The organism is Amycolatopsis sp. NPDC003676, assembly GCF_053587275.1.
In genome coordinates this window covers 1-24,276 of record NZ_JBSFNS010000030.1, presented here as the reverse complement: position 1 = coordinate 24,276, position 24,276 = coordinate 1, and the positions used below count along the sequence as shown (strand labels likewise).

Here is a 24,276-nt window from a genome sequence, read left to right as displayed (position 1 = left end):
AACGGGTTTGCTTCGCTATTCTCGGCTGGTGCTATACGACTACTTCGTCGCGGTGGACGACACCACGGCCGCCTGACCGCGGCCGGGACATCGCGCTCCTCGAAGACGGGGAAGCTGCTGCGGTGCTGTCGCTGGCCAACTCCTTCCGCGACGCACTGGCTGCCGCCGACGACGCTGCTCTCCGAACCGCTGCCGCCGCCTTCGTCGAGCAGAACGAGGAAGACGCCGAGGTCGAGGACGTCATCGCGTTCCTGAAGGAACTCGCCACGCTGGCCGCAGGCGCCGCCGCGCAAGGCCACCACCTCTACTGCACGATCTCCCTCTAACCAACTCACTCGATCCGGTGACCCGGCGGCCCGATCCGTGCTAAACAGTGCGGCGATGGGAAAACTGACCCGCCGGGCCCGGGCCACGGCCGACTATCTCTTCTTCGTCGGTGCCGGGGAATGGCCGGTCGCCGTGTCCGCGCTCGGGGTCGTGCTCGGTGCGGTCACGATCCTGCCGAGCGCGTTCGGCGTGGCGATCTCGATCGTCGCGCTCCTGCTCGGTCTGCTGACCCTCGTGCGAGACATCCGCTTGCTGCGGAAACGCTGGGCCGGTTACGAGTTCACCGCGATCGTCGCGCCGTTCCCGATCGCGGACACGCCGCCGCCGAGCGCCTATCCCGACGCGCAGTACCTGGCGATTCCCTCCCGGGGCACGGCTTTGGTCAGCGACGCCATCGACGCGGCGCTCACCGAAACCACCTTCGGCATCACCGTCGCCGAGGATCCGTACCGGCTGCCCGCGAAGCTGAAGGCCACCGCACCGCACGTGCTGCCGTTGCGGGCCCGCGGCCGGTTGCTGTTCAACGGCCCGATCGTCGGCATGCGCGGCGAACCACTGCCGGTCACCGGAGCGCGGCCAGCACCGATCGTCCTGCATCGCGCCCGGTTCTTCGACGCGGTCTGCAGCAACGAACTGGCGTCCCTGCGCATCACGAACTCCGCCGACGGCCGCGAATACGACCTGCGCAACGAGGAGCTGACCGACTCCTCCGGTGCCCTGCGCACCCTCGCCGCGAGCACACTCGCCGACCTCGTCGGCGTGTCCACGATCGCGTTCACTTCGGACGGTCTGCTCGTCGTCGTCCGCCAGTCGGCCCGGAACTCGGCCAGCGGACTGCTGCTCGCCCCGTCCGGAAGCGGCAGCCTCGAACCGCGAGACCTCCTTACCGCGCAAGGAGGAACCCGCCGGACCCTGCACACCGCGGTGTGCGCCGGAATGGAACGCGAACTGTGCGAAGAGGCGGCCGTCCGGCCCGATGAAGTCTCCGAGACGCGGCTGACCGGCTTCGCCCGCTGGCTCGAACGCGGCGCGAAACCGGAATTCTTCGGCGTCACGCGGCTGTCCGTCGACAGCACCGAACTCACCAGCCGCCGGGCGAAGGGCGCGGAACGGCTCTACAGCGCCGGAGTCACCGTCCTGGAGATCGACCTGGCCGCGCTGGGCCAAGAACTGGCCGACGGCGTGCCGCTGGCCGAAGCGAACGCATTGCCGCCCCGGCTGCGCGACGACAGTTCTCTCCCGCTGCTGTTGTGCCTGCGCAGCGCCGCGTTGCGGGTCAGTGCTCGTTCTTGATGACGAAGTAGGACCCGCGGATCGTCCCGGCGAGCTTCGACTTCTGGCGCGCGAACTTGAACTTGTCGGCGAGCTCCTCGGGGACGTCCATCCCGTCGGAGAGCTTGAACCCGACGGCCCGCTTGCCGCCGTCTGCAAGGGTGTACATGACGTTGATCGACAGGCCGCTCTCGTAGAAGACGTACGTCATCCGGATGCCGTCGACCTCGAATTCGGTCGCCTCGAGCGGCCGCGAGGAAATGACGAGATCGCGTTCTTCCTTGAGAATCCGGTGCACGTAGTCGATCAGCTCCGGAACCTCGGCCGCAGGCTCAACGGTGAACACGTGGTCGTACTTGTTCTTGAAGTAGCGAGCCTCGTTGGCCCGCAGCCCGGCGAGCGCGTCCGCGACCGGGGAAGACTCCAGGCCGACTGTCGACACGGTGGTGAAATCGACGGCGTAGGACATGATCCGCACTCCCCGGGCTGGGTCTGATCGCAACGACCGGAGAGTACCTCGCGTTCGCGGCCGTTCGCGACCGCGCGACCCCCTCGTGAGTGGCCAGGCCGGTTCCCACCAGGGCGAACGCTCACGAGACCACGGGGTGGGGGAATTTCGGGCAAGGCCTACGGTGGCTTGGTGCGCAACCACCTGATCGACCTGGCCGTGGCGCTCGCCGTGCTCGGCCTGACGCTGGCCGGCGAACTGCCGGACGCGGACCGGCCGTGGTTCTGGCCGGTCGCGGTCGCGGTGATGTTCGCGGCGGTGCTGCTGCGCCGCCGGTTCCCGTTGAGCGCGATGCTGGTGTCGGTCGGCGTCGCGCTCGTCACGCCGCCGTTCTGGGGCACGTCAGTCACCCTCTACACGGTCGCTTCGCTGCGCGGGCTCCGCTGGCCGACCGCGGTCGCGGTGCTGGCGGAAATCGGGCTGATGGTGTCGTTTTCGCGGCCGTCGAGCCTGCCGGACTGGAAGTCTTTCGGGCTCGCGCTCGTGATGATGGTCGTGGTCCCGACGCTGGCCGGACTCTGGATGCACCAGCGCGCGGCCTTGCTCGCTGCCCTGCGCGACCGCGCGGAACAGGCCGAACGCGAGCGTGACCTGCTCGGCGAGCGGGCCGTGACGGCGGAGCGGCGGCGGATCGCGCGCGAGATGCACGATGTCGTCGCGCACCGGGTCAGCATTGTCGCGCTGCAGGCGGGCGCGCTTTCCGTGCGGGCCAAGGACGACGAGACCGTGCAGCTCGCCGAGATCATCCGCGAATCGAGTTCCGCCGCGCTCAACGAGTTGCGCGACATCCTGCAGGTGCTCCGCGACGACGGTCCGGAACCGCGCTCGCTGCCGGACCCGACGTTGGGCGGCGTCCGCCAGCTCGCCGACGACCTCGCCGCCGCCGGCGCGCAGGTCCGCGCCGACCTGCCGGATCCGATGCCGGACGTGCCCGATCCGACCGGGCGCGCGGCGTACCGGATCGTGCAGGAGGCGCTCACGAACGCCGCGAAACACGCGCCTGGAACGACAATCGACGTGCGACTGTCCACTTCCGACGATGAACTGGTGGTCGAAGTGGCCAACCCGCTCGCCGATTCGGCCGGGCTGCCGGGCGCGGGATACGGGGTGATCGGCATGCGCGAACGCGCGACGCTGACCGGCGGGACGCTCCGCGCCGGTCCGGACGGCGCGGGCAGCTACCGGGTGCGGGCCGCGTTCCCGCTGCGAGCGGAGGAAACGTGCTGAAAATCCTGCTGATCGACGACGAGGTGCTCGTGCGCAGCGGCATCCGGATGATCCTGGAGTCCGATCCGGGGATCGAGGTGGTCGCGGAGGCCGGCGACGGTCGCGGAGTGCTCGCGCTGGTCCGCGAGCACCGGCCGGACCTCGTGCTCACCGACGTCCAGATGCCCGAGGTCGACGGTCTGGAGGTGACGCGCCTGGTCACCGCCGAACCGGACGCGCCCGCGGTGGTCGTGCTGACGACGTTCGACCTCGACGAGTACGTGCACGAGGCGCTTCGCCACGGTGCCACGGGATTCCTCCTCAAGGACACGCCGCCGCGCGAGCTGGTCAAAGCGATGCACGTGGTGGGCAGCGGCGAGGCGATGCTGTCGCCCTCGATCACCCGTCGGCTGCTGACGCACTTCGCCACCGCCGCCACGCCGACGCCCGCCCGCGCCCGGCTCGAACCGCTGACGCCGCGCGAACGCGAGGTCGCCGTGGCCGTCGCGCAGGGTTCGAGCAACGCCGAGATCGCCCGCGGGCTCGGGCTCAGCGAGGCGACTGTGAAGGTCCACTTGGGACGGATCATGGCCAAGACCGAGGCGGCGAACCGCACCCAGGTCGCGATTCTCGTGCACGACGCCGGGCTCGCCTGAATCGTTACCCCGCAACGGGTTGCCAGGTTCTATGCTCGACGCCGGGTCGGGGGGCCATTTCGAGGGGACCCCCATGCTGCCGCCGACCGGACCCAGCTACGAAGACGCGCCGCCACCGCCGCCGATGGAGCCGCGCGGCACCAACGGCTTCGCGATCGCGTCGCTGGTCCTTGCCCTCCCGGCGTTCAGCCTGCCGCTGAGCATCGCGTTCGGGATCATCGCGCTCCGCCAGATCCGCGTGTTCGGCAACCCGGGCCGCGGTCTCGCGATCGCCGGGCTGTCGATCAGCGGCGCGTGGCTGGCGGTGCTCCTGGTCGGGCTCGCGGTGGCCAGTCCTTCAGCGGACCCGCTGTTCCAGGCCAGCCCCGGCGACTGTTTCCGCTCAGGCACCAAGGCCAGCCCCGTCTCGTGCGAGGAGGCGCACGACATCGAGGTGTTCCGTCTGGCACCCAGCGGCGATTCGCTCGTCAACGCCTGCGCGGCCCAAGCCAAGGAGTACTTCGCCAGCAGCGTCCCGCCGGACTACGTTCACGTGAACGCACGGCAGCCGTCCACATCGGACTCACCAGATCAGCACACGGTGTGCACTTTGGAGACTGACTTCCCCACCACCGGCCGGGTCGTGCACTGACCGGTTAAGGCGCTCCCGGCGGCACGAACGGCAGTCCGCCGGGTGCGCCCGCCTCCGCCAGCGCCATCAGCATCCCGGTGTCCACTTCGGACTGAATCGCGTCCGCCAGCCGGTCCAGCATGTCCTCGCGCAAGTCCGCGAACCCCGGCGCACCTTCGGCGGCCTGCCACTCGACACCCGCCTGTGCCGCCGCTTCGGTAAGCCACGCACGACGGAACCCGTCGTTCTCCAACGCACCGTGCCACGTCGTGCCCCACACCGAACCGACGCGGTAACCGTCCAAAAACGACTCCGCGTCGGCCGGGGCGGCGCTGCCGTGGTGGATCTCGTACGCGTCCACCCGATGCCCGCGCCATTCGCCACTCGGGCGGCCGAGCACCTTCTCCCCCGCGAACGTCACGCGCGTCGGCAGCAGCCCCAGCCCTTCGACGAGACCGGCACCCGATTCGACATCGTCCTCAATGGACTCCGCGAGCATCTGGTACCCGCCGCAGATCCCCAGCACCGGACGCCCCGCCTTGGCCCGCGCGGTCACCGCATCCGCCAAACCTCGCGCACGCAACCAGTTCAGATCGTCCACAGTGGCCCGAGAGCCCGGCAACACAACCAGATCCGCGGCGGCAACGGTGTCCGGATCAGCAGTCAGGCTCACCGTCACGCCCGGCTCGGCCGCGAGCGCGTCCACGTCAGTGGCATTGGAAGCCCGCGGGAACCGGACCACTGCCACCCGCAACCCGCGTTGCGCGGCTTCGTGCCGCCATCCGGCTGCGGCGAGGGCGTCCTCGGAGTCGATCCACACGCGGTCCAGCCACGGCAGGACGCCCAGCACCGGCCGTCCGGTGACCTTCTCCAGGCTGTTCAACCCCGGCTGCAGCAACCCGACGTCGCCGCGGAATTTGTTGACCAGCCAGCCCGCCACCAAGGCTTGGTCCTCGGCCGACAGCAACGCGAGCGTCCCGAACATCGCGGCGAGCACCCCGCCGCGGTCGATGTCGCCGACCACCAGCACCGGCAGGGAAAACCGCCGCGCGAGGCCCATGTTGACGTAGTCGCCGGAGCGCAGGTTGATCTCCGCCGGACTGCCCGCGCCCTCGCAGACGACGAGGTCAAACCGTTGCCGCAACTGGGCGAACGCGTCGAAGGCGATCTCCGCGAGCCCGGCGCGGCCGGTCGCGTACTCCCCGGCTTCGAGGGTGCCGTACGGCTTGCCGAGCGCGATGACGTGACTGCGCCGGTCGCTGCCCGGCTTGAGCAGCACGGGATTCATCGCCGCTTCCGGCTCCGCCCGCGCGGCCCGCGCCTGCACCCACTGCGCGCGGCCGATCTCCGCGCCGTCCGCGCAGACCATGGAGTTGTTCGACATGTTCTGCGCCTTGAACGGGGCGACCCGCACCCCGCGCCGCGCGAACCACCGGCAGAGTCCGGCGGTGACCAGGCTTTTCCCGGCGTCGGAGGTGGTCCCGGCGATCAGCAGCCCGCTCATTTCGCCACCGTAATCCTTGCGCTCCGCGACCCGCTCATCGCGATCCCGGCCGAGACCGCCAACGCCGCCGCTCCCACCAGCCGCGACAACCGCACGGCTCGGCGCAGATCGCGCGCCCCCGGCGGACGTCCGTCACCCAGCGTGCCCCGGCGCTCGACCTCGCCGTGGTACGTATTCGTGCCGCCGAGCCGGATGTCCAGCGCCCCGGCGAACGCGGCCTCGACCTGGCCCGCGTTCGGGCTCGGATGCGCGCTCCCGTCCCGTCGCCAGGCACGCCAGGCCGACCGCGCGTGCCCGCCGGCCAACGGCGCGGACAGCACCGTCAGCACCGCGCCGACCCGTGCCGGCACCAGGTTGACCCAGTCGTCGGCGCGCGCGGCGAACCAGCCGAAATTGCGGTGCCGCGGCGAGCGGTAGCCGACCATCGCGTCGAGCGTGTTCACCGCGCGGTACCCGAGCAGGCCCGGCACGCCCGCGACCGCGCCCCACAGCAGCGGCGCGACCACCGCGTCGGACGTGTTCTCGGCGATCGATTCGGTGGCCGCGCGGGTCAGCTCGGCCGCGTCGAGGCCGGTGGCGTCGCGCGCGCAGAGGTGGCTGAGCCGCTGCCGGGCGGCGGGCAATTCACCCGATTCGAGTAATCGCGCCATTTCGTGCCCTTCCGCGGCGAGCCCGCGGCCGCCGAGGACGACCCACGTCGCGGCGGCGGTCAGGACAAATCGGACACCTGGCCGGTCCTGCACGGCTCGTTCGACAAGAAATCCCAGCCCGGCGACCGACCCCGCGCAGACCGCCGCGTAGGCCGCTCCGCGCGGCTTGGAATCGGCCCACCACCAGCGTTCCAGCTGGCCAGCGGCGGTGCCGAAGAGGGCGACCGGATGGCCCCGGCGCGGGTCGCCGAACCACGCGTCGGCGGCGTATCCGGCAACGATCCCGGCCGCCGCGGCGGATTGTCGGAGTGGCACGTGGCGAACCGTAGCGCTAGGGAGAGAATGCCGGGTATGACCAAGCTGACGCACCGGCTCGCCGGGTCTCTCGAAACCCTGGCGCAGGCCCTCCGCCGGTACGGACGCGACGACGGCAAGGTGCTCGTTCTCGGCGGGGTTCGCTCGGGCAAGTCGAGGCACGCGGAACGGCTCGTCGCGCACCACCCCCACCTCGTGTACGTCGCTCCCGGGCTGCCCCCGTCGGCCGACGACCCGGAATGGGCCGCCCGCGTCGAGGCGCACCGGGCCCGCCGCCCGCGCCATTGGACGACGGTCGAGACCACCGACCTGGCGACCGTGCTGCGCAACGCGACCAGCCCGTTGCTGATCGACTGTCTCGGCACCTGGCTGTCGCGCGTGCTCGACGAGGTCGGCGCGTGGACGGGCAAAACGGGCTGGGAGCGCAGACTGGACGACCGGCTCGAGGATTTCCTCGCCGCCTGGAGCCAAGCACGGGTGCCGATCGTCGCGGTCAGCAACGAAGTCGGCAGCGGTGTGGTGCCCGCAACGGTGTCCGGGCGGCTGTTCCGTGATGTGCTGGGCGCACTCAACAACCGGGTGTCCGCCGACAGCGACCGCGTTTCGCTCATCGTCGCCGGGCGGGCGCTCGACCTTCCGTGAGGAGCTAGCCGTGCCGCGTTTCGCCATCCCCGTCCCGGACGCCGCCGCCCGCGCCACCGCCCTGGAGCGGCTGGACGGCCTGGTCAAACCGGTCGGCTCGCTCGGCCGGCTGGAAGAACTCGCGGCGTGGCTGAGCGCCGCGCACGGCGTTGTCCCGCCGCGCCCGCTGGACGACGTCCGCGTGGTCGTCTTCGCCGGCGACCACGGGGTGTCGGCGCAGTCGGCGTACCCGCGCGAGGTGACGGCGGCGATGGTGCGGGTGTTTTTGGCCGGGCGGAGCGGGGTGACGGTGCTCGCGGCGCAGGTCGGGGCTTCCGTGCGGGTCGCCGACATCGCGGTCGACTGGGACGCCGCGGACGTTCCCGACGAAGTCACCGCCCACAAGATCCGCCGCGGTTCGGGAGCCATCGACGTCGAAGACGCTTTGGCCCCCGGCGAGGCGCTTGCGGCTTTTGAGGCGGGTCGCGCTATCGCTGCTTCGGAGTCCACTGCGGACGTTCTCATTCCTGGCGACATGGGCATCGGCAACACGACTGTCTGTGCGGTGGTGGTGGCTTCGGTTTTGGGCCTGCCCGCTGCCGAGGTGGTCGGGACCGGGACTGGCGTGTCGGGGGAGGCTTTGGAGCGCAAGACTTCGGTCGTTGCCGCTGCTCTCGCACGCCGCTCCGTGACGGATGCTTTCGACCGCCTGACCGCCCTGGGCAGCGCCTGCCTCGCCGCGACGGCCGGGTTCCTCGTGGAAGCTGCGGTCCGCGGGATCCCGGTGGTGCTGGACGGGATTTTCTCCGCGACGGCCGCGTTGGTGGCCCGGGACATCGCGCCGGGTGCGGAGCAGTGGTGGCTGGCCGGGCACCGTTCGACGGAGCCCGCGCAAGCGTTTGCTTTGAAGGCTTTGGGGTTGACGCCGATCCTGGACCTGGGCCTGCGGCTCGGGGAAGGCAGCGGGGCGGTGCAGGCCGTGCCGACGCTGCGGGCGGCGCGCGCGGTGATCGCGGAGATGGGTTTGCTGGCGGACCTCGGGTGACGGGTTTGTTCGGGGCACGGGGTTTGCCGGGGTCGGGGTCCGGTCTTCGTACTGCGGTTCGGAGCGGCCGTTGGGCCGGGATTCGGTCGGCGGCCCGGCTTGAGATTCGAGCCGGTATTCGGCACCGGGCTCGGGGGGCGGACCGGCTCGGAGTTCGCTTCGCCGGGGGCCGCCCCAATGTGGCATTGGGTGCATCTCACGCACCCAATGCGGCGTTGGTTGCGTTCCGCGCACCCAATGCGGCATTCGGTGCATCCCACGCACCCAATGTGGCATTCGGTGCATCCCACGCACCCAATGCGGCGTTGGTTGCGTTCCGCGCACCCAACGCGGCATTCGGCGCATCCCACGCACCCAATGCGGCGTTGGTTGCGTTCCGCGCATCCAACGCGGCATTCGGCGCATCCCACGCACCCAACGCGGCATTGAGGCGCGAGCCGTGACGCCGCCGCTGAGCGACGGCATCCGCTTGGCCGTAGGCACCCTGACCACCGTCCCGGTCCCCGCCCCGCGCGTGATCGATCGGCGGGTCGCGGGCGTGGCGATGGCACTCGGCCCGCTCGCCGCGCTCCCGCTCGCCGCGGTGGCGGGGCTCATCGTGGCGGGCGGGGTCGCGATCGGACTCCCCGCGCTGGCCATCGCCGCGTTGGCGCTGGGTGCGGTAGCACTGGGCAGCCGCGGACTGCACCTCGACGGCCTAGCCGACACCGCGGACGGACTCGGCGCCTCCTACGACCGCGCGAAAGCCCTCGACGTCATGCGTCGCGGCGACTCCGGGCCGACGGGGGTCGCGACGCTGCTCTTCGTCCTGCTCGTCCAAGCCGGCGCGCTGACCGGCGCGATCGCGCACGGACACGGGATCGCCGCCGCAGTCCTGTCCGTCCTCTGTGGACGGTGTGTGCTCTCGCTGTGCTGCGCACGAGGGGTCCCCTCGGCCCGGCCGGAGGGATTGGGCGCGACGGTCGCCGGATCGGTTCCGGTAGTCATGGCCGCCGTGGTGTTCGTGCTCGCGGCGGGGTGTGCCGCGGTGACGCCGGGATTGCCGTGGTGGCGTGGGGTTCTCGCGGTGGTGCTTGGTTACGCGGCGGCAGCGGTGTTGCTGGCCCGGTGCGTCCAGCGCATCGGCGGGGTAACCGGCGACGTCCTCGGCGGGTGCGTCGAGGTGGCGGTGGCCGCGACGTTACTGGCGAGCGCCTGAATCAGGAAAGCACTTCCCCGGGTGACCCACACGAGGATCTCGCCGACATCCGGCACCAAGGCGCGCCGGGGAAACACACCGCTCACATCGCGTACGGGACGGCATCGGGCACCGCGAGATCAACGCTCAGCCAACCCGGAGCCCAGGTCTCGACGACTTCCGCGCGAGCAGCACCGGATGACCGGCCAGGACCCGGCGCAGCACCGCACGTTCAGCCGAGTTCAGCGTCATACCAGGAACTCCTCGATCCACGCCCCCTCCGTACGCACCGAATCCGCACGCACCCGCCGCGCGAAGTCGTCGATTGCCTGCCAGCCGTCGGAGACGCGGCAGATCCGCAGCGACCACCGTGCTTCCAGCGAAAGCGACAGGAACTCGAAGTCGCGCCGGTCCGCCTCCGAGCTTGCCTTCCACGTCCGCAGCGCCACGGCGAGTTCCGCCACCGGGAACGACTGCCAGGCACAAAGGACGGTCCCGTCGTCCACGACCTCCAGGTCGGCTTCGACGTTGACGAAGACGTCGCCCGAACTCCGGTAATTCAGATCCGAAGTGTCGAAACGGGAGTACGTGAACTCCACCGTCGCCCCCTGCACCAAAGACACCCAAATCCCCCAGAACGCCATCCTACCGGCAAAGGCCGGGCAGTCCCAGGCTGCGACGCGAGCACGACTCGTGTTACCAAGGGAGTGTCCGCGACGTATGACCGAGGGGACCTCGTGGCACCCAGCTCACCCGTATCCGCGCGCCTTACTCGGCGCCGGCTGTTCCAGTTGTCCGCCGGTTTTTCGGTTCTCGCCACTGCTGCCTGCGGTTCGGCACCGGACAGTCCAGCTCCGAACACTGCCGCGCCCAAGGCGGACGGGGCGCTCGGGGCGAATTTCAACGCCGATCCGGACACCATGGGCTGGGACGAGCTCAAGCGGTCCGCCGCGAAGTGGGTGCGCGGGTTCACCGCGATGCCCGATCTGGACAAGCACGACGCCGCCGAAAACCCGACGATCAAGACGTTGCTGCAGGCGGCCGATCGCCAGTACGGCACCGTGCTGTCGCTCAAGTTCCCGTACTTTCCTGATTCCCATAAACCGATTCCGCGCCCGGGAACTCCGGCGATGCGGGCCGATCTCGCGCGGGTCGACAAGGTGCTGCCCGCGGTCATGGACAAGGTCGACATCCTCGTGATCGGCAATGAGCCGTTCATCGAATGCCCGAAGTCCGACTGGAACAACGGCGCGCTCAACGAATTCTACGAGACTATCGCCGCCCAGGTGATCAAGCAGCGCGAGGGAAAGACGCTCCTGTACATGGGAGCGCTCAACAACCTCGAGGATCCTCAGTGGACCGGCGCGGGCACCGAGCGCTGGCTGAAGTACGTCCGCGAGACGCCGGAAATCGAAGGCACCGACCTCCATCCGCACGTCGGTGCACCGGACCAGGTTCAGGCGTTTCTCGATTACACCCTGCCCAAGCTGGGCGGCAAGAAGTTCCTCGTCACCGAATTTTCGCTGGTTCAGCTGTGGAAGAAGCACCTCACCGATCGAATCTCGGCCGAATACGCGGACAAGTATCACGTGCCCAAAGACACCAAGGTCTGGCAGGTCATCCGCAACGCGCTGCATCAGCCGTTCCCCAAGGCGCGGTGGGACGATTTTCTCCGCACCAGTCCGTGGTTCGAGCACAACAAGAACTTCCTGACCGACCAGATGGCGAAGTTCCGTGCGACCGGCAAGCTCGCTGTCGCTGCCTACGGGATCGATCAGGGCATTGCCGCGCTCAAGGGCGCGGACTTCGGTCCGGATACGCCGCCGTGGTTGCTGAACAGCGTGTTCGCGCGGGCGACCGTCCAGAAGAATCCCGACGGCACCGCAGCGCCGAATTACGCTTGGCTTGAGGAATTCACTGCGCTCCAGAACCATTAGTCAGCGCGGCAAGGAAAGCATCCGTCGTTGCTCGGTCGCGGACTGCGATGCGCAGGTGGTCTGGGCCCAACCCTGGAAAGGTGTCGCCTCGGCGGACGGCGTAGCCTGCTTCGCGCAGTCGCAATCGGACGTCCGCGCCGCCAGGGACGCGGATCAGCACGAAGGGGCCGCGCGGGATACCGAGTACGGGGATTCCCCGTACGGACAGGCCGGATTCCAGGTAGTCGCGGTCGGCTTCCGCGGCGGCGGCTAGCTTTTCGGCTTCTTCCAGAGCGGCGGGGCGGCAGCAGGCGACCGTCGCGACAGCGGCCAAAGTGGACACTGACCAGGGTGGTTGCACCGTGCGCAAGCGCGCGATCAGCGATGGTTCGCCGAGGACGTATCCGGCACGCAAGCCTGCCAAGCCCCACGTCTTGGTGAGGCTTCGCAAGACTACGACGCCTGGGATCCGTTCTCCGGCAAGGCTTTCGACCTCTCCGGGGACGGCGTCGAGGAAGGCTTCGTCGACCACGAGCGTCCGGCCGGGGCGCGCCAGGGCACGCACGGAAGCGGCTGGGTGCAGGACCGAGGTCGGGTTGGTCGGATTGCCGAGGAAGACCAGATCGGCGGAAGCGGGCACCAGCGACGGATCTAGCCGGTAGCCGTCCACTTCAGACAGGATGACCCGGTCGACCGAGTGTCCGGCGGCGCGCAAAGCGGCTTCCGGTTCAGTGAATTGCGGGTGGACCACCACTGGATGCTTGGCCGGAAGCGAGGCCAGCAGCGTGAATGCTTCCGCGGCACCGGCGGTTACCAGCACGTCGGCGAAATCCCGGCCGTGTCGGGCGGCGACGGCCTCTGCGGCGCGGGTGGGGTCTGGGTAGGCGGCCAGGTCGTCCAGGGCGGCAGCGAGTTCCGCGCGAAGCCAGGCGGGTGGGGCCGGGAGCCGGACGTTCACGGCGAGGTCGACGAGGCCGTCGCCGACTTCGCGGTCGCCGTGGTGGTGGAGGTCGTAATCAGCCATGGACCACTGCCAGGGAATGCGCACGCACCCGGGACGCGAAACGGTCCGCCAGCTCGGGATGCCCGGCCCAATGGACGTGCAAGTAGGAAGCGTGCAGCGATTCCGAAGCGAATCCGTCCAGGGTGCGATCCCAGCCCCACGCGGCGGTTTCCCCGTGTGCGGGAGTGATTTCGGTGCGATGGAATTCGTGTCCGGTGACCCGCTGTCCGGCTGCTGCCAGCACATTGTCCGCCACCGAGACAGCCCGGCGGTAACCTAGTTTCCCGCGCGAAGTCATGGTCGCGTCCGCGGCGACGGCACCGACCATCGGCAGGCCGTCCAGTGAACGGCACAGGTACAGCAAGCCTGCGCACTCCGCGCTGACCGGCATGCCCGCGTCGATAGCCGCACCGACGGCCGCGAGCAGTTCCACATTGGACGAAAGCTCGGCGGCATGCACTTCCGGGAAACCGCCACCGAAGTACAGGCCAGCACAGCCCGGCGGTAAAACCTTGTCCCGCAACGGGTTTATGTCCACTACGTCGATGCCGCGAGCGGCCAGCAGTTCAAGATTCTCGGCGTAGCGGAAGGTGAACGCCGGACCGCCAGCGGCGGCGATGGTCGCACGTGGACCGTCGAAAACGGGGCCTGGATTCCACAAAGGACCAGTCAGCGCGGGAGCACTCCGCGCTACCCGCACGACGGCTTCGAGGTCGACCCCGGCAGCGACCCAGGCCGCCAGTTCCGGCAGCATCCGCTGCGACTCCGCGGCCCGCTCGGCGGCCGGGACCAGGCCGAGATGACGGCTCGGCGCGTGCACGTTTTCGTTGCGCCGCAACGCACCCAGCAACGGCACGCCCGTGGCCTCCAGTGCGGTGACGATCTCGTCCTCGTGCCGCTGCGAGCCCAGTTTGTTCAGGATCACCCCGGCGAGCCGGACGCGAGTGTCGTACTGCGCGAACCCCAGCACGGTCGCCGCGACGCTGCGCGAGGCCGCGGAAGCATCGACGACGAGCACGACCGGGGCGTCGAGCAGCCGCGCGACGTGGGCGGTCGACGCGTAGCCTTCGGTGCCCAAAGCGCCGTCAAACAGGCCCATCACGCCTTCGATCACGGCGATGTCCGCGCCCGCGGAACCGTGGCGCAGCAACGGAACCAGGGTGTCCTCGCCCTGCAGGAACGGGTCGAGGTTCCGCGCGGGACGGCCGGTGGCCAGCGAGTGGTAGCTGGGGTCAATGAAGTCCGGGCCGACCTTGTGCCCGGACACGGTGTGCCCGGCGCTGCGCAACGCGGCCATGAGCCCGGCCGCGATGGTGGTTTTGCCGTGCCCGGACCCGGGCGCGGCAATGACGACCCGTGCTACCACTCGATCCCCCGCTGGCCCTTCTGCCCGGCGTCCATCGGGTGCTTCACCTTCGTCATTTCAGTGACCAGATCGGCGGCTTCGATCAGCTCCGGCGGCGCATAGCGGCCGGTGATCACGACGTGCTGGTGCCCGGGCCGCGAGGCCAAAGCGGACACTACGTCGTCGACCTCGAGCCAGCCCCATTTGAGCAGGTAGCTGAATTCGTCCAGGACATAGAAATCGTGCGTTTCGGCGGCGAGCCGGCGCTTGATTTCCGCCCAGCCTTCCCGGGCGTTGGCGGCATGGTCCTCTTCGGACCCCTGCTTGCGCGACCAGCTCCAGCCCTCGCCCATTTTGTGCCATTCGACCGGACCGCCCTGCCCGGTGTCGTCGTGCAGCTTCCCGAGCGCCTTGAACGCGGCTTCCTCGCCGACGCGCCATTTCGCCGACTTCACGAACTGGAACACGCCGATCGACCAGCCCTGGTTCCACGCGCGCAACGCCATTCCGAACGCAGCGGTGGATTTCCCTTTCATCTCGCCGGTGTGCACGGCGAGCAGCGGACGGTTGCGGCGCTGCCGCGTGGTGAGCCCGTCCTTCGGCACGACAGCCGGTTTTCCCTGTGGCATCAGGCAGCCCTCCCCGTCCGTTCGCGCACTGCCGAGGCCAGCGATTCAGCGGCCACATCGGACAGTGGCACGTGCTCGGCTCCCAAGTGTCCCGCCAATTCCGCGGCCAGGCCAAGCCGCATCCGGCCGGTCTCGCAGTCCATCACGATCGTCGTCACGTCGGTGAGCAAGCCCGCCGCGGCCTTGGCGCGCGCGACCGCGTCGGAGCCGCTCGTGGCGCGGCCGTCGGTGACGAGCACCAGCAACGGCCGACGCCGCGGATCGCGGATCGCTTCGACCCGCAGCACTCGCGCGGCTTCCAGCAATCCCTCGGCGAGCGGCGTGCGTCCGCCGGTCGGCAAACCGTCCAGCCGGGCGGCGGCGGCTTCAACGCTGATCGTCGGCGGGAGCGCCAGTTCGGCGTCCGCGCCACGGAACGTGACGAGACCGACCTTGTCCCGCCGTTGGTAAGCGTCCAACAGCAGGGAAAGCACCGCGGTCTTCACTTCCCGCATCCGTGCTCGCGCGCCCATCGAGCCCGACGCGTCCACACAGAACAGCACCAGATTGCCTTCGCGGCCCTCGCGCAGCGCGAACCGCAGGTCCGGCGAGCGCACCTCCAAGCCTGGTCCGGACCGGCCCCGCGTCTGCTGATGCGGCGCGGCGGCACGGATCGTCGCGACCAGGTGCGGACGTCCGTCCCGCACGCTGGGCGGCTGCACGCCGATCGTCCGGCCGGTGTCGGTGATGGCGCGCGACCGGCGGCCGCGCTCGCCCTCGCCAGTGCCCTTCACCCGGAATACCCGTGCGCGAAACGTATCCCCGGCACCGACCGTCTTCTGCGGCGAAGACCCATTGCCCGACGGCTCGGAAGGCCCGGAAGGCGGAGCGCCCTCGGAAGGGCCGCCGTCGTCCGGAATCGGCCCGCCGTCGTCCGGGCCAGGCCCGCCGCCGGAAGGACCGTCGTCGTCCGGCCCCTCAGGAGGTCCCTCGGGGGGCGGCTGAGAATCCTCCAACGCCTGTTCCAGCTGCTCCTCGGAAATCCCCGGTGCGTCAAACGGATTCCGCCGCCGCCGATGCGGCAGCGCGAGCCGCGCCGCGACCCGGATGTCCTCCGTAGTCACCTCGCCACGTCCGGCCCACGCCGCGTGCGCGACCGCCGTCCGCGCCGTCACGATGTCCGCGCGCATGCCGTCGACCTCGAACGACGCGCACACCTCGGCGATCTGCCGCAGCGCCTCGTCCGGCAGCTTCACCGAGGGCAAAAGCCGTTGCGCCGCCTCGATCTCCGCCGCCAACGCCGCGTCCGACGCGGCGTAACCGTCCGCGAAACCGTCCGGATCCGCTTCGTAGGCAAGGCGTCGCCGGACGACCTCGACGCGCTGCTCCGGATCCCGGCTCGACGCGACCTCCACGGTCAGCCCGAAGCGGTCGAGCAGCTGCGGCCGCAGCTCGCCTTCCTCCGGGTTCATCGTCCCGATCAGCACGAACCGCGCCGCGTGCGAGACGGAAACGCCCTCGCGCTCGACTGTCGCGCGGCCCATCGCCGCCGCGTCGAGCAGCGTGTCCACCAGGTGGTCGTGGAGCAGGTTGACCTCGTCGACGTACAGCAGCCCGCGATGCGCGGCGGCCAGCAGGCCGGGCTGGTAATCGGTGACGCCCTCGGCCAGCGCCTTCTCCAGGTTCAGCGAGCCGACGACCCGGTCCTCGGCCGCGCCGACCGGCAGTTCCACCAGCCGAGCCGGCCGCCGGTGCGCGGGAACGCCCGCCGCGTGCGGGCCGTCCGGGCACGCCGGGTCCGGGCTCACCGGGTCGCACGAGAACCGGCACCTGTCCACCACGTCGACGCCCGGCAGCAGCCCGGCGAGCGCGCGCACCATGGTCGACTTCGCGGTGCCCTTCTCGCCCCGCACCAGCACCCCGCCGACCGCGGGCGAGATCGAGGACAGGACGAGCGCCAGACGCAGGTCCGGCATCCCGACGACAGCGGTGAACGGATAGGGCTTCAAGAGCACTCCCTCGTGGGTCGGCGTCCGGCCGATCATCGCACAGGCAAGCTCTCGCTTAGGGTGGGAAATCGTGCGCGAAGAATCACCCCTGACTGTGGTCGGGATCGGGGCCGACGGGTGGGCCGGGCTCACCCCCGCGGCCCGCGACGCCGTGCGGCGGGCGGACGTCGTGCTCGGCGCGGAACGGCAACTGAAATCCTTGCCCGAAGACCTCCGCACGCAACCTTGGCCCAGCCCGCTGTTGCCCGCGCTCGACGAGATCCTGAGCGAGCAGATCGGGCAAGTGTGTGTGCTGGCCAGCGGTGATCCGTTCCTGTCCGGCATCGCCGCTACCCTCCGCGACCGCGGCTACGCGCTCGAAGTCCACCCTTCCGTTTCCTCAGTGACACTGGCCCGCGCGCGGCTCGGCTGGGCGTTCGAGGAAACCGAGGTCGTGACGGTCGTCGGCCGCGCCGTCCACCGCGTCGCGCGAGCGCTGGCACCTAACCGGAAACTGCTGGTCCTGGGCGGTTCCGCACCAGAACTGCGCGAGCTGCTCAAAGCCCGCGGCTACGGCGATTCCGCCCTTACCGCCTTGGAAAACCTCGGCGCGGACGACGAACGGATCTCCGACGGCTGGACCCACGACCCCGGCCCGCTCACCGTCTTCGCCGTGCTCTGCAACGGCCCCGGCTTCCCGCTCATCGGTCTCCCCGACGACGCCTTCGAGCACGACGGCCAGCTCACCAAACGCGACCTCCGCGCGTCCGCTCTCGCCCGCCTCGCGCCCAACCCAGGCGAACTCCTCTGGGACGTCGGAGCGGGCGCGGGCAGCATCGGCATCGAATGGTCCCGCGCGCATCCGCTGAACCGCGCCGTCGCGATCGAACGCGATCCGGCGCGCGCCGAACGCATCCAGCGCAACGCCAATACCCTTGGCGTACCGGAATTACAGGTGGTCACCGGCCCGGCGCCCGAAGCGCTGACCGAACTCCCCCGTCCGGACGCGATCTTCATCGGCGGCGGCCTGACCGTGCCCGGCGTCCTCGGCCAGTGTGTCGAAACCGACGCCCGGATCGTCGCGCACGGTGTCACCCTCGAAGCCGAACAGATCCTCGCCGCCGCCTACGCCCGGCACGGCGGGGAGCTGCAACGGATCTCCGTGGAGCACGCGAAACCGCTCGGCGGGTTCACCGGATGGACGCCGTCCCGGGCAGTCACGCAGTGGAGCTGGAAATGACCGTTTACTTCATCGGCGCCGGACCGGGCGCGGCCGACCTGATCACCGTGCGCGGCCGCGACCTGCTCGCGCGCTGCCAGGTGTGCCTGTACCCGGGCAGCATGACGCCGACCGACCTGCTCGCCTACTGCGCGCCGAACGCCGAGCGCGTCGACACCGCGAATCTCAGCCTCGACCAAATCACCGCGAAGCTGATCGACGCGCATCGAGCCGGGCACGACGTCGCCCGGCTGTGTTCGGGAGATCCGTCGCTGTACAGCGCGGTCGCCGAGCAGGTGCGGCGGCTGGAACCGGCAGGTGTGCCGTACGAGATGGTGCCCGGCGTTCCGGCTTTCGCCGCGTCCGCCGCTGTGCTCGGCCGCGAACTGACCGTCCCGGGTATCGGGCAGAGCCTCGTGATCACGCGCGCGCAGGCGAGGTCCACCGCGATGCCGGACACCGAAACGCTGGCGAATTTCGCCCGCTCCGGCACGACTCTCGCGCTGCACCTGGCGATCAACCACATCGAGCGCGTCACCGAAGAACTCGCCGGGCACTACGGCGAGGACTGTCCCGCCGCCGTCGTCGCGTTGGCCAGCCAGCCGGGGGAAACGGTGGTCCGCGGCACGCTCTCCGATATCGCCGGTCAAGCGCGATCCGCCGGAATGACCCGCGCGGCCACGATTTTCGTCGGACGGGTCCTCGCCGCGGGCGGATTCCCGGACAGTTTCCTGTATTCGAGCACCCGCGATCGGGCGAGCCAACCGGAGTCGTTGTGACCGAACTGCGCTGGGGCCTGCTGGCCACCGGGACTATCGCCGCCGAATTCGCCGCTGGCGTCGAGCAAAGCCGCCACGGCGTGCTCGCCGCAGTGGCCTCGCGCACTGCCGAGCGGGCGCGCGATTTCGCGACCAGGTACGAAATTCCGAAGGCGTACGGCAGCTACGAGGAGCTCCTCGCTGACCCGGACGTCGACGCGGTCTACGTCGCGACTCCGCACGCGCAGCACGAGGAATGGGCGATCCGCGCCATCGAAGCGGGCAAACACGTGTTGTGCGAGAAGCCGCTCACGATCGCCGCGCCTGAAGCGGAGAAAGTCATCGATGCCGCGCGCCGCAACGACGTTTTCCTCATGGAAGCGTTCATGTACCGGCTCCACCCGCAGACCCGGCGGCTGGTCGAGCTGATCGAATGCGGCGCGATCGGCGAAGTCCGGGCGGTGGACGTCACGTTCAGCTTCGACTCCGACGAGAACGACGCGGCCCGCCTCGGCGACCCCGCGCTCGGCGGCGGCGGAATCCTCGATGTCGGCTGCTACTGCACCTCCCTGGCCCGGCTGGTTTCCCAGGCCGCGACGGGAATTCCAGCAGTGGAGCCGACGCGCGTCACCGGCATGGCGCGGCTCACCGAAAGCGGCGTCGATGAGTTCGCGATGGGCCTGCTGCGGCTGCCCGGCGACATCATCGCCCAGCTGTCCTGCGGTTACCTGCTCACGCAGGACGACCACATCCGCATCTACGGCACCACCGGCCAGCTCTATGTACCGAAGCCCGCGTGGATCCACGAATTGCGCGCGCCGGGCGTGTCGACGATCGTGCTGACTCCGTCGGACGGCGAGCCGGAGGTCATCGAAATCGAAGCCACCCAAGGGGTTTACGCGCGGGAAGCGGATTACGTCGCCGCGCACGTCGCGGACCGGCAAGGCCCGGAGCTGACCTGGGCGGAGACGCTCGCCAACATGCGCACCCTCGACCGGTGGCGCACGGCTGTCGGATACGGGCGATGACCGTCCTGATCCTGGGCGGCACCGCGGAAGCCCGCGACCTCGCCGCCCAACTGCACGAACGCGCCGTCAAGGCGGTCTCGTCGCTGGCCGGACGTGTCACGCGACCCCGCCTGCCCGTTGGCGAAGTGCGGATCGGCGGGTTCGGCGGCGTCGACGGCCTCACCACCTGGCTGCGCGAAAACGGTGTGCGGGCAGTGGTCGACGCCACGCATCCCTTCGCGGAACGCATCGGCGCCAACGCTTTCCACGCCTCCCGAGCCGCGGGCATTCCGCTCCTAAGACTCGCGCGCCCCGGCTGGCAGCCGACGGAAGACGACCGCTGGCATTGGGCCGCCGACCTCGAAGAAGCCGCCACGCTCCTGCCCGGCCTCGGCACCCGCGTGTTCCTCACCAGCGGCCGTCAGGGCTTGGCCGCATTCGCCGACCTCGACCCGCTGTGGTTCCTGATCCGCTGCGTCGACCCGCCCGCCCAGCCGCTGCCGCGCCAGCACGAGGTGGTGCTCGACCGCGGCCCGTACCGCCTCGACGACGAGCGCGCGCTGATGACCGAGCACGACATCGACGTCCTGGTCACCAAAGACAGCGGCGGTGCGATGACCGGCGCGAAGCTGGCCGCCGCGCGGGAACTCGGCCTGCCGGTGGTCGTCGTGCGCCGTCCGCCCCGACCGTCCACAACGGAAACCGCGGACGTAGCCGCCGCTGTCGAATGGGTGCTCAACCAATGAATGAACTGTTTTACGACGTCCTGCACCGCCGCCGCGACGTCCGCGCCGAGTTCACCGGCGAACCGGTCGACGACGCCGTCCTCACCCGGGTGCTCGAGGCCGCGCACGCCGCGCCGAGCGTCGGGATGAGCCAGCCATGGGACTTCGTGCTGGTCCGCGACCCCAGCACACGCGAGGAATTCGCCCGCCACGTGCACGAGGAGCGCGACGTGTTCGCCGCGTCCCTGGACGGCGAGCGCGCGGACACCTTCGCCAAGATCAAGGTCGAGGGCATCCGCGAATCGAGCCTCGGCATCGTCGTCACCTACGACGAGCAGCGCGGCGCCCCGGCTGTGCTCGGCCGGCACGCGATCGCCGACGCCGGGCTGTACTCGGTGTGCCTGGCGATCCAGAACCTGTGGCTGGCCGCGACGGCGGAGGGACTCGGCGTCGGGTGGGTGAGTTTTTACCGCGAACCCGCGCTCGCGAAGCTGCTCGGCATCCCCGATGGGATCCGCCCGGTGGCCTGGCTTTGTGTAGGACCGGTAACGAATCTGGCCGAGGTCCCCGACCTGGAACGGCACGGCTGGCGCAGCCGCGCGCCGCTGGCCAGCGCGGTACACCACGAGCGCTTCACCCCGCGCGACGAGGGGTCAGCGCAACGGCGTCACCAGTGACCCAATAGATTCCCTCTAATGCGTCCGATTGCCGTAGTGCTGGGGTTGCTTTCGGCGCTGTGCGCCCTGGCCTATCCCTTCCTGCCGGTCGTGCAGGACACCGCGGAAGTCGTCTGGCCCACCGCCTCCGACACGCGTTCCGTCAACGCGCCCTTGACCGGGTACTGGGCACAGGACCTGAAGGCCGAACTGCCCTGCGAGACGATCCGCTCGCTCGACGCGCGCACGAACGGCCCCGCGCTGCTGTTCTCGACCGTCCCGGACGGGCGCACCGGCAAGCACGCGGCCAACGGCGTCGGCCTGCAACTGCGCGTCGACAACGGCGTGCTGCTCGCGTCCAGCCAGGGCCAGCAGATCTCGCAGCAGCCGCTCCCGCAGACCGGCTGCTCGGTCACGCTCGACTCGGACGCGACCCAGATGACGCTCTCGGTCGGCAAGACCCCGATCTTCCACACCACCGGCGACGTCCGGCCGCGCGTGCTCGGCATCTACTCCTCGATCACCTCCGCGCGCGACCCGATCGCCGGGCTGCACGTGTCGGTCGTCCCGGACACCCGCTACCAGACCTCGCCGACCACGCTGAAGATCGTCGTCGGCATCCTCGCCGCGCTGTCGTTCCTCGGCTGCCTGATCGCGGTGTGGCGGATGGACTCCGGCTTCGCACGCCGCGCGCCGCGCTGGGCCCCGGTCGGCTGGTGGCGGCTCACCGGCCGCGACGCGACGGTGTTCGGCGTGCTCGGCGCGTGGGTCTTCATCGGGCCGGTGACCTCCGACGACGGCTACATCCTCACGATGGCCAGGGTCACCGAGGCCACCGGATACCTCACGAACTACCACCGCTGGTTCGGCGTCGCGGAGGCCCCGTTCGGCTGGTTCTATCACCTGTACGAGCTGATGACGCACGTCAGCACGGTGCCGCCGTGGATCCGGCTGCCCTCGTACCTGCTCGGCGTGATCAGCTGGCTGCTGATCAGCCGCGAGGTGATGCCGCGCCTGGGCACCCAGGTCCGCCGCAGCCGCGCGGCCGGCTGGGCCGCCGCGGCCGTGTTCCTGGTCTGGTGGATGCCCTACAACAACGGCGTCCGGCCGGAACCGGTCGCCGCGCTCGGGTCGCTGCTGGCGATCTGCGCGGTCGAACGCGCGCTGGTCACCCGCCGGCTGCTGCCGCTGTGCCTCGGCCTGACCGCGGCCGCGTTCACCCTGGCCGCGACGCCGACCGGGCTGATCGCGGTCGCCCCCTTCCTGGTCGCCGGGAAACCGCTGTTCAAGCTGGTCCGGCAACGGTCGTCGAGCGGCTGGCTGCCGATGCTCGCGCCGATCCTCGCGTCCGGCTTCCTGGTGCTCGTGGTGATGTTCGCCGACCAGACGTTCGCGACGGTCCAGGAGGCCACCCGCATCCGCACCGCGGTCGGCCCGAACCTGTCGTGGTTCCAGGAACTCGCGCGGTACCAGTTGCTGTTCGAGAACCTGCCGGACGGCTCCGCTCCACGCCGCTTCCCGGTGCTGCTCGTGCTGCTCTGCACGGTCACCTGCCTCGTGGTGCTGCTGCGCCGGGGCCGGATCCCCGGTGCGGCGCTCGGGCCGAGCCGTCGGCTGATCGGCACCACCGCGTTGTTCTTCCTGCTGCTCGCACTGACCCCGACGAAATGGACGCACCACTTCGGCGCGTTCGCCGCGGTCGGCGCGTCGATGGCGGCGCTCACCGCGTTGGCGACCAGTTCGACGGTGCTGCGCTCCAACCGCAACCGCGCGGCGTTCCTAGCGGTGTTGCTGGTGGTCGGCGCACTCGCCGCGACCGGGCCGAACGCGTACTGGTTCGTCTCGAAGATCGGGGTGCCGTGGACGACCGGCGCACCCTCGATCGGCGGCATCCCGCTGTCGACGATCCTGCTCGGGGCCGCCGCCGTCGCCGGGATCTACGCGTTCGTGGAGAACATCCGCGCGCACCGGCCAGGACCGGCGCCGCAGGAAGGCCGGAGCCGGTCGCTGCGGCTCGGTTCGCTGTCGCTGGTCGTGGTCTGCGGCCTGGTCGCCGCGGGCGAGATCTACACGATGGGCGCGGCGATCTACTTCCAGCGCGACAGCTACAGCCTCGGCGCGGCCAACATCGGGCACCTGTTCGGCAAGAGCTGCAACCTGTCCGACCACGTGATGGTGGAGCGCGACGCGGCGAAGAGCATCCTGCACCCGCAGCCCGACCAGCGGACCGTGCCGGAAAAACCGGTCACGCAGAACCCGCCGAACCCGCTGCCGAATCCGGACCAGGACAACGGCCGCGTCCAGACCGGCTTCCACACCAGCCCGGTCGACGACAAGGACCCGCTGGCCGAGCCGCCGCACGGGTTCAAGCAGGACCAGGTCCCGATGTGGAGCAGCTACCTCGACACCCAGACCCGCGCCGGACGGCTGCGCAGCGACTGGTACGCGCTCACCGACCGCACCGAGAACGGCCAGATCGTGGTCGCCACCGCGAGCCAGCCGAGGCGGCCGGCGTCGGTGAGCCTCGAGTACGGCGTCAACACTCCCGAAGGCGTGCGCGTGCTGCGCAGCCAGTTCGCGCTCCCGCCCGGCGCGGGCACCGGCGGCTGGAACGACACCCGGATCAACCTGCGCGACCTGCCGCCGGAGACCACGTCGGTGCGGATCGTGATGGTGGACAACGACCTCACCGAGGACGGCTGGATCGCCGCGTCCGCGCCGCGCGTGCCGACGTTCACCACGCTCACCGACAAGCTGGCGGGCAAATCGGTGTACATCGACTGGCCCGCGTCGTTCGTGTACCCGTGCGCGAACCCGGTCACCTCGCACGACGGCATCTCCGCGATGCCGGACTACCGCATCACCCCCGGCCAGCTCGCCGACGAGGCGAAATGGGCGTCCAGCACCAACGGCGGCCCGAACGGCTGGCTCGAGGAGATCGCGGACGAGCCCGAGGTGCCGAGCTATCTGAACGGGCAGCCGTACCAGTCGTGGGGCCAGCTGCTGCAGATCGAGCCGTATACGACCGGGGTGGCGCCGACGGTGCGGCACGGGGAGAAGACGGTGTGGGGCTGGTGGTCGCCTGGGCCCGGGCCTTCGCAGCCGAACGGCAAGGACCCGACGCGCTAGGACGTCGTGAGTGGCGATGCCGGTTCTAACC

General features: G+C 70.1%; 23 protein-coding genes. 15 read left to right on the top strand and 8 right to left on the bottom strand.

Features of this window, described 5'->3' with window-relative positions:
* The first annotated feature begins 122 nt into the window (after positions 1 to 122).
* Together ACWDNU_RS19585 and ACWDNU_RS19580 are read left to right on the top strand one after the other, a co-directional pair.
* A complete protein-coding gene (locus tag ACWDNU_RS19585; protein WP_449669913.1) occupies positions 123 to 326 on the top strand; it encodes a hypothetical protein in 204 nt (67 codons plus the stop codon).
* A 55-nt stretch (positions 327 to 381) separates the two neighbouring features.
* Positions 382 to 1,620 (top strand): hypothetical protein, encoded by a 1,239-nt coding sequence (locus tag ACWDNU_RS19580; protein ID WP_449669912.1) that lies wholly within the window; start codon positions 382 to 384, stop codon positions 1,618 to 1,620.
* Here the strand turns inward: ACWDNU_RS19580 and ACWDNU_RS19575 are convergent.
* Positions 1,604 to 2,068, bottom strand: a complete 465-nt coding sequence (locus tag ACWDNU_RS19575; RefSeq protein ID WP_449669911.1) for a phage tail protein — start codon at positions 2,066 to 2,068, stop codon at positions 1,604 to 1,606. The two genes, ACWDNU_RS19580 and ACWDNU_RS19575, sit on opposite strands and share 17 nt — an antisense overlap.
* A 171-nt stretch (positions 2,069 to 2,239) precedes the next feature.
* On the opposite strand from ACWDNU_RS19575, the gene ACWDNU_RS19570 reads away from it, so the two are divergent.
* The 3 genes from ACWDNU_RS19570 (at position 2,240) to ACWDNU_RS19560 (ending at position 4,600) form a co-directional block, all read left to right on the top strand.
* Positions 2,240 to 3,334 carry a sensor histidine kinase gene (locus ACWDNU_RS19570; protein WP_370935220.1) on the top strand — a complete coding sequence of 365 codons (1,095 nt, stop codon included), beginning with the start codon at positions 2,240 to 2,242 and terminating at the stop codon, positions 3,332 to 3,334.
* Between the two features lie 2 nt (positions 3,335 to 3,336).
* Positions 3,337 to 3,969, top strand: a complete 633-nt coding sequence (locus ACWDNU_RS19565) for a response regulator (RefSeq protein ID WP_449669953.1) — start codon at positions 3,337 to 3,339, stop codon at positions 3,967 to 3,969.
* Positions 3,970 to 4,042: 73 nt separating this feature from the next.
* A complete protein-coding gene (locus tag ACWDNU_RS19560; protein ID WP_449669910.1) occupies positions 4,043 to 4,600 on the top strand; it encodes a DUF4190 domain-containing protein in 558 nt (185 codons plus the stop codon).
* A gap of 4 nt (positions 4,601 to 4,604) precedes the next feature.
* Here the strand turns inward: ACWDNU_RS19560 and ACWDNU_RS19555 are convergent, their stop codons facing one another.
* Positions 4,605 to 6,083 (bottom strand): cobyric acid synthase, encoded by a 1,479-nt coding sequence (locus tag ACWDNU_RS19555; protein WP_449669909.1) that lies wholly within the window; start codon positions 6,081 to 6,083, stop codon positions 4,605 to 4,607.
* The gene (locus ACWDNU_RS19550; RefSeq protein WP_449669908.1) at positions 6,080 to 7,048 is read right to left on the bottom strand and encodes a cobalamin biosynthesis protein; all 969 of its coding nucleotides are present in this window, start codon (positions 7,046 to 7,048) and stop codon (positions 6,080 to 6,082) included. The genes ACWDNU_RS19555 and ACWDNU_RS19550 overlap by 4 nt, the downstream gene beginning before the upstream one ends.
* A gap of 36 nt (positions 7,049 to 7,084) precedes the next feature.
* Between ACWDNU_RS19550 and ACWDNU_RS19545 the strand changes: the two genes are divergently transcribed.
* The 3 genes from ACWDNU_RS19545 to ACWDNU_RS19535 all read left to right on the top strand — a co-directional run bounded on the left by ACWDNU_RS19545 (position 7,085) and on the right by ACWDNU_RS19535 (position 9,912).
* A complete protein-coding gene (locus tag ACWDNU_RS19545) occupies positions 7,085 to 7,690 on the top strand; it encodes a bifunctional adenosylcobinamide kinase/adenosylcobinamide-phosphate guanylyltransferase (RefSeq protein WP_370935215.1) in 606 nt (201 codons plus the stop codon).
* A 10-nt stretch (positions 7,691 to 7,700) separates the two neighbouring features.
* Complete coding sequence (cobT, locus tag ACWDNU_RS19540) at positions 7,701 to 8,714, top strand: nicotinate-nucleotide--dimethylbenzimidazole phosphoribosyltransferase (protein WP_449669907.1); 1,014 nt, start codon at positions 7,701 to 7,703, stop codon at positions 8,712 to 8,714.
* 439 nt (positions 8,715 to 9,153) lie between these two features.
* Entirely contained in the window at positions 9,154 to 9,912 is a 759-nt protein-coding gene (locus ACWDNU_RS19535; RefSeq protein ID WP_449669906.1) for an adenosylcobinamide-GDP ribazoletransferase, read from the top strand.
* 227 nt (positions 9,913 to 10,139) lie between these two features.
* Here the strand turns inward: ACWDNU_RS19535 and ACWDNU_RS19530 are convergent, their stop codons facing one another.
* A complete protein-coding gene (locus ACWDNU_RS19530) occupies positions 10,140 to 10,514 on the bottom strand; it encodes a DUF7878 domain-containing protein (protein ID WP_449669905.1) in 375 nt (124 codons plus the stop codon).
* A gap of 168 nt (positions 10,515 to 10,682) precedes the next feature.
* Here ACWDNU_RS19530 and ACWDNU_RS19525 point away from each other — a divergent pair, with 168 nt between their 5' ends.
* Positions 10,683 to 11,828 carry a hypothetical protein gene (locus tag ACWDNU_RS19525; protein WP_449669904.1) on the top strand — a complete coding sequence of 382 codons (1,146 nt, stop codon included), beginning with the start codon at positions 10,683 to 10,685 and terminating at the stop codon, positions 11,826 to 11,828.
* On the opposite strand, the gene cobC is transcribed toward ACWDNU_RS19525, so the two are convergent.
* Genes cobC through ACWDNU_RS19505 form a run of 4 tightly spaced genes read right to left on the bottom strand, consistent with a single transcriptional unit; the run spans position 11,806 to position 16,772 of the window.
* Positions 11,806 to 12,831 carry an Rv2231c family pyridoxal phosphate-dependent protein CobC gene (cobC, locus tag ACWDNU_RS19520; RefSeq protein WP_449669903.1) on the bottom strand — a complete coding sequence of 342 codons (1,026 nt, stop codon included), beginning with the start codon at positions 12,829 to 12,831 and terminating at the stop codon, positions 11,806 to 11,808. The genes ACWDNU_RS19525 and cobC overlap by 23 nt on opposite strands.
* The gene (locus ACWDNU_RS19515) at positions 12,824 to 14,176 is read right to left on the bottom strand and encodes a cobyrinate a,c-diamide synthase (protein WP_449669902.1); all 1,353 of its coding nucleotides are present in this window, start codon (positions 14,174 to 14,176) and stop codon (positions 12,824 to 12,826) included. The genes cobC and ACWDNU_RS19515 overlap by 8 nt, the downstream gene beginning before the upstream one ends.
* Complete coding sequence (gene cobO / locus ACWDNU_RS19510; RefSeq protein WP_183125040.1) at positions 14,170 to 14,784, bottom strand: cob(I)yrinic acid a,c-diamide adenosyltransferase; 615 nt, start codon at positions 14,782 to 14,784, stop codon at positions 14,170 to 14,172. Before cobO ends, ACWDNU_RS19515 begins: the two co-directional genes overlap by 7 nt.
* Entirely contained in the window at positions 14,784 to 16,772 is a 1,989-nt protein-coding gene (locus tag ACWDNU_RS19505) for a putative cobaltochelatase (protein ID WP_449669901.1), read from the bottom strand. Before ACWDNU_RS19505 ends, cobO begins: the two co-directional genes overlap by 1 nt.
* A gap of 70 nt (positions 16,773 to 16,842) precedes the next feature.
* Here ACWDNU_RS19505 and cbiE point away from each other — a divergent pair, with 70 nt between their 5' ends.
* The 6 genes from cbiE to ACWDNU_RS19475 are packed head-to-tail and all read left to right on the top strand — an operon-like array spanning position 16,843 to position 24,245.
* On the top strand, positions 16,843 to 17,991 hold the full coding sequence (gene cbiE, locus ACWDNU_RS19500; protein WP_449669900.1) for a precorrin-6y C5,15-methyltransferase (decarboxylating) subunit CbiE: 1,149 nt from the start codon (positions 16,843 to 16,845) through the stop codon (positions 17,989 to 17,991).
* Positions 17,988 to 18,749 carry a precorrin-4 C(11)-methyltransferase gene (gene cobM, locus ACWDNU_RS19495; RefSeq protein WP_449669899.1) on the top strand — a complete coding sequence of 254 codons (762 nt, stop codon included), beginning with the start codon at positions 17,988 to 17,990 and terminating at the stop codon, positions 18,747 to 18,749. Before cbiE ends, cobM begins: the two co-directional genes overlap by 4 nt.
* Complete coding sequence (locus tag ACWDNU_RS19490) at positions 18,746 to 19,756, top strand: Gfo/Idh/MocA family protein (RefSeq protein WP_370935204.1); 1,011 nt, start codon at positions 18,746 to 18,748, stop codon at positions 19,754 to 19,756. The genes cobM and ACWDNU_RS19490 overlap by 4 nt, the downstream gene beginning before the upstream one ends.
* Positions 19,753 to 20,481 (top strand): cobalt-precorrin-6A reductase, encoded by a 729-nt coding sequence (locus ACWDNU_RS19485; protein ID WP_370935203.1) that lies wholly within the window; start codon positions 19,753 to 19,755, stop codon positions 20,479 to 20,481. The genes ACWDNU_RS19490 and ACWDNU_RS19485 overlap by 4 nt, the downstream gene beginning before the upstream one ends.
* The gene (bluB, locus tag ACWDNU_RS19480; protein WP_370935202.1) at positions 20,478 to 21,137 is read left to right on the top strand and encodes a 5,6-dimethylbenzimidazole synthase; all 660 of its coding nucleotides are present in this window, start codon (positions 20,478 to 20,480) and stop codon (positions 21,135 to 21,137) included. The genes ACWDNU_RS19485 and bluB overlap by 4 nt, the downstream gene beginning before the upstream one ends.
* 18 nt (positions 21,138 to 21,155) lie before the next feature.
* Positions 21,156 to 24,245, top strand: coding sequence for an arabinosyltransferase domain-containing protein (locus tag ACWDNU_RS19475; protein WP_449669898.1), 3,090 nt, complete (start codon positions 21,156 to 21,158; stop codon positions 24,243 to 24,245).
* Positions 24,246 to 24,276: the final 31 nt, after the last annotated feature.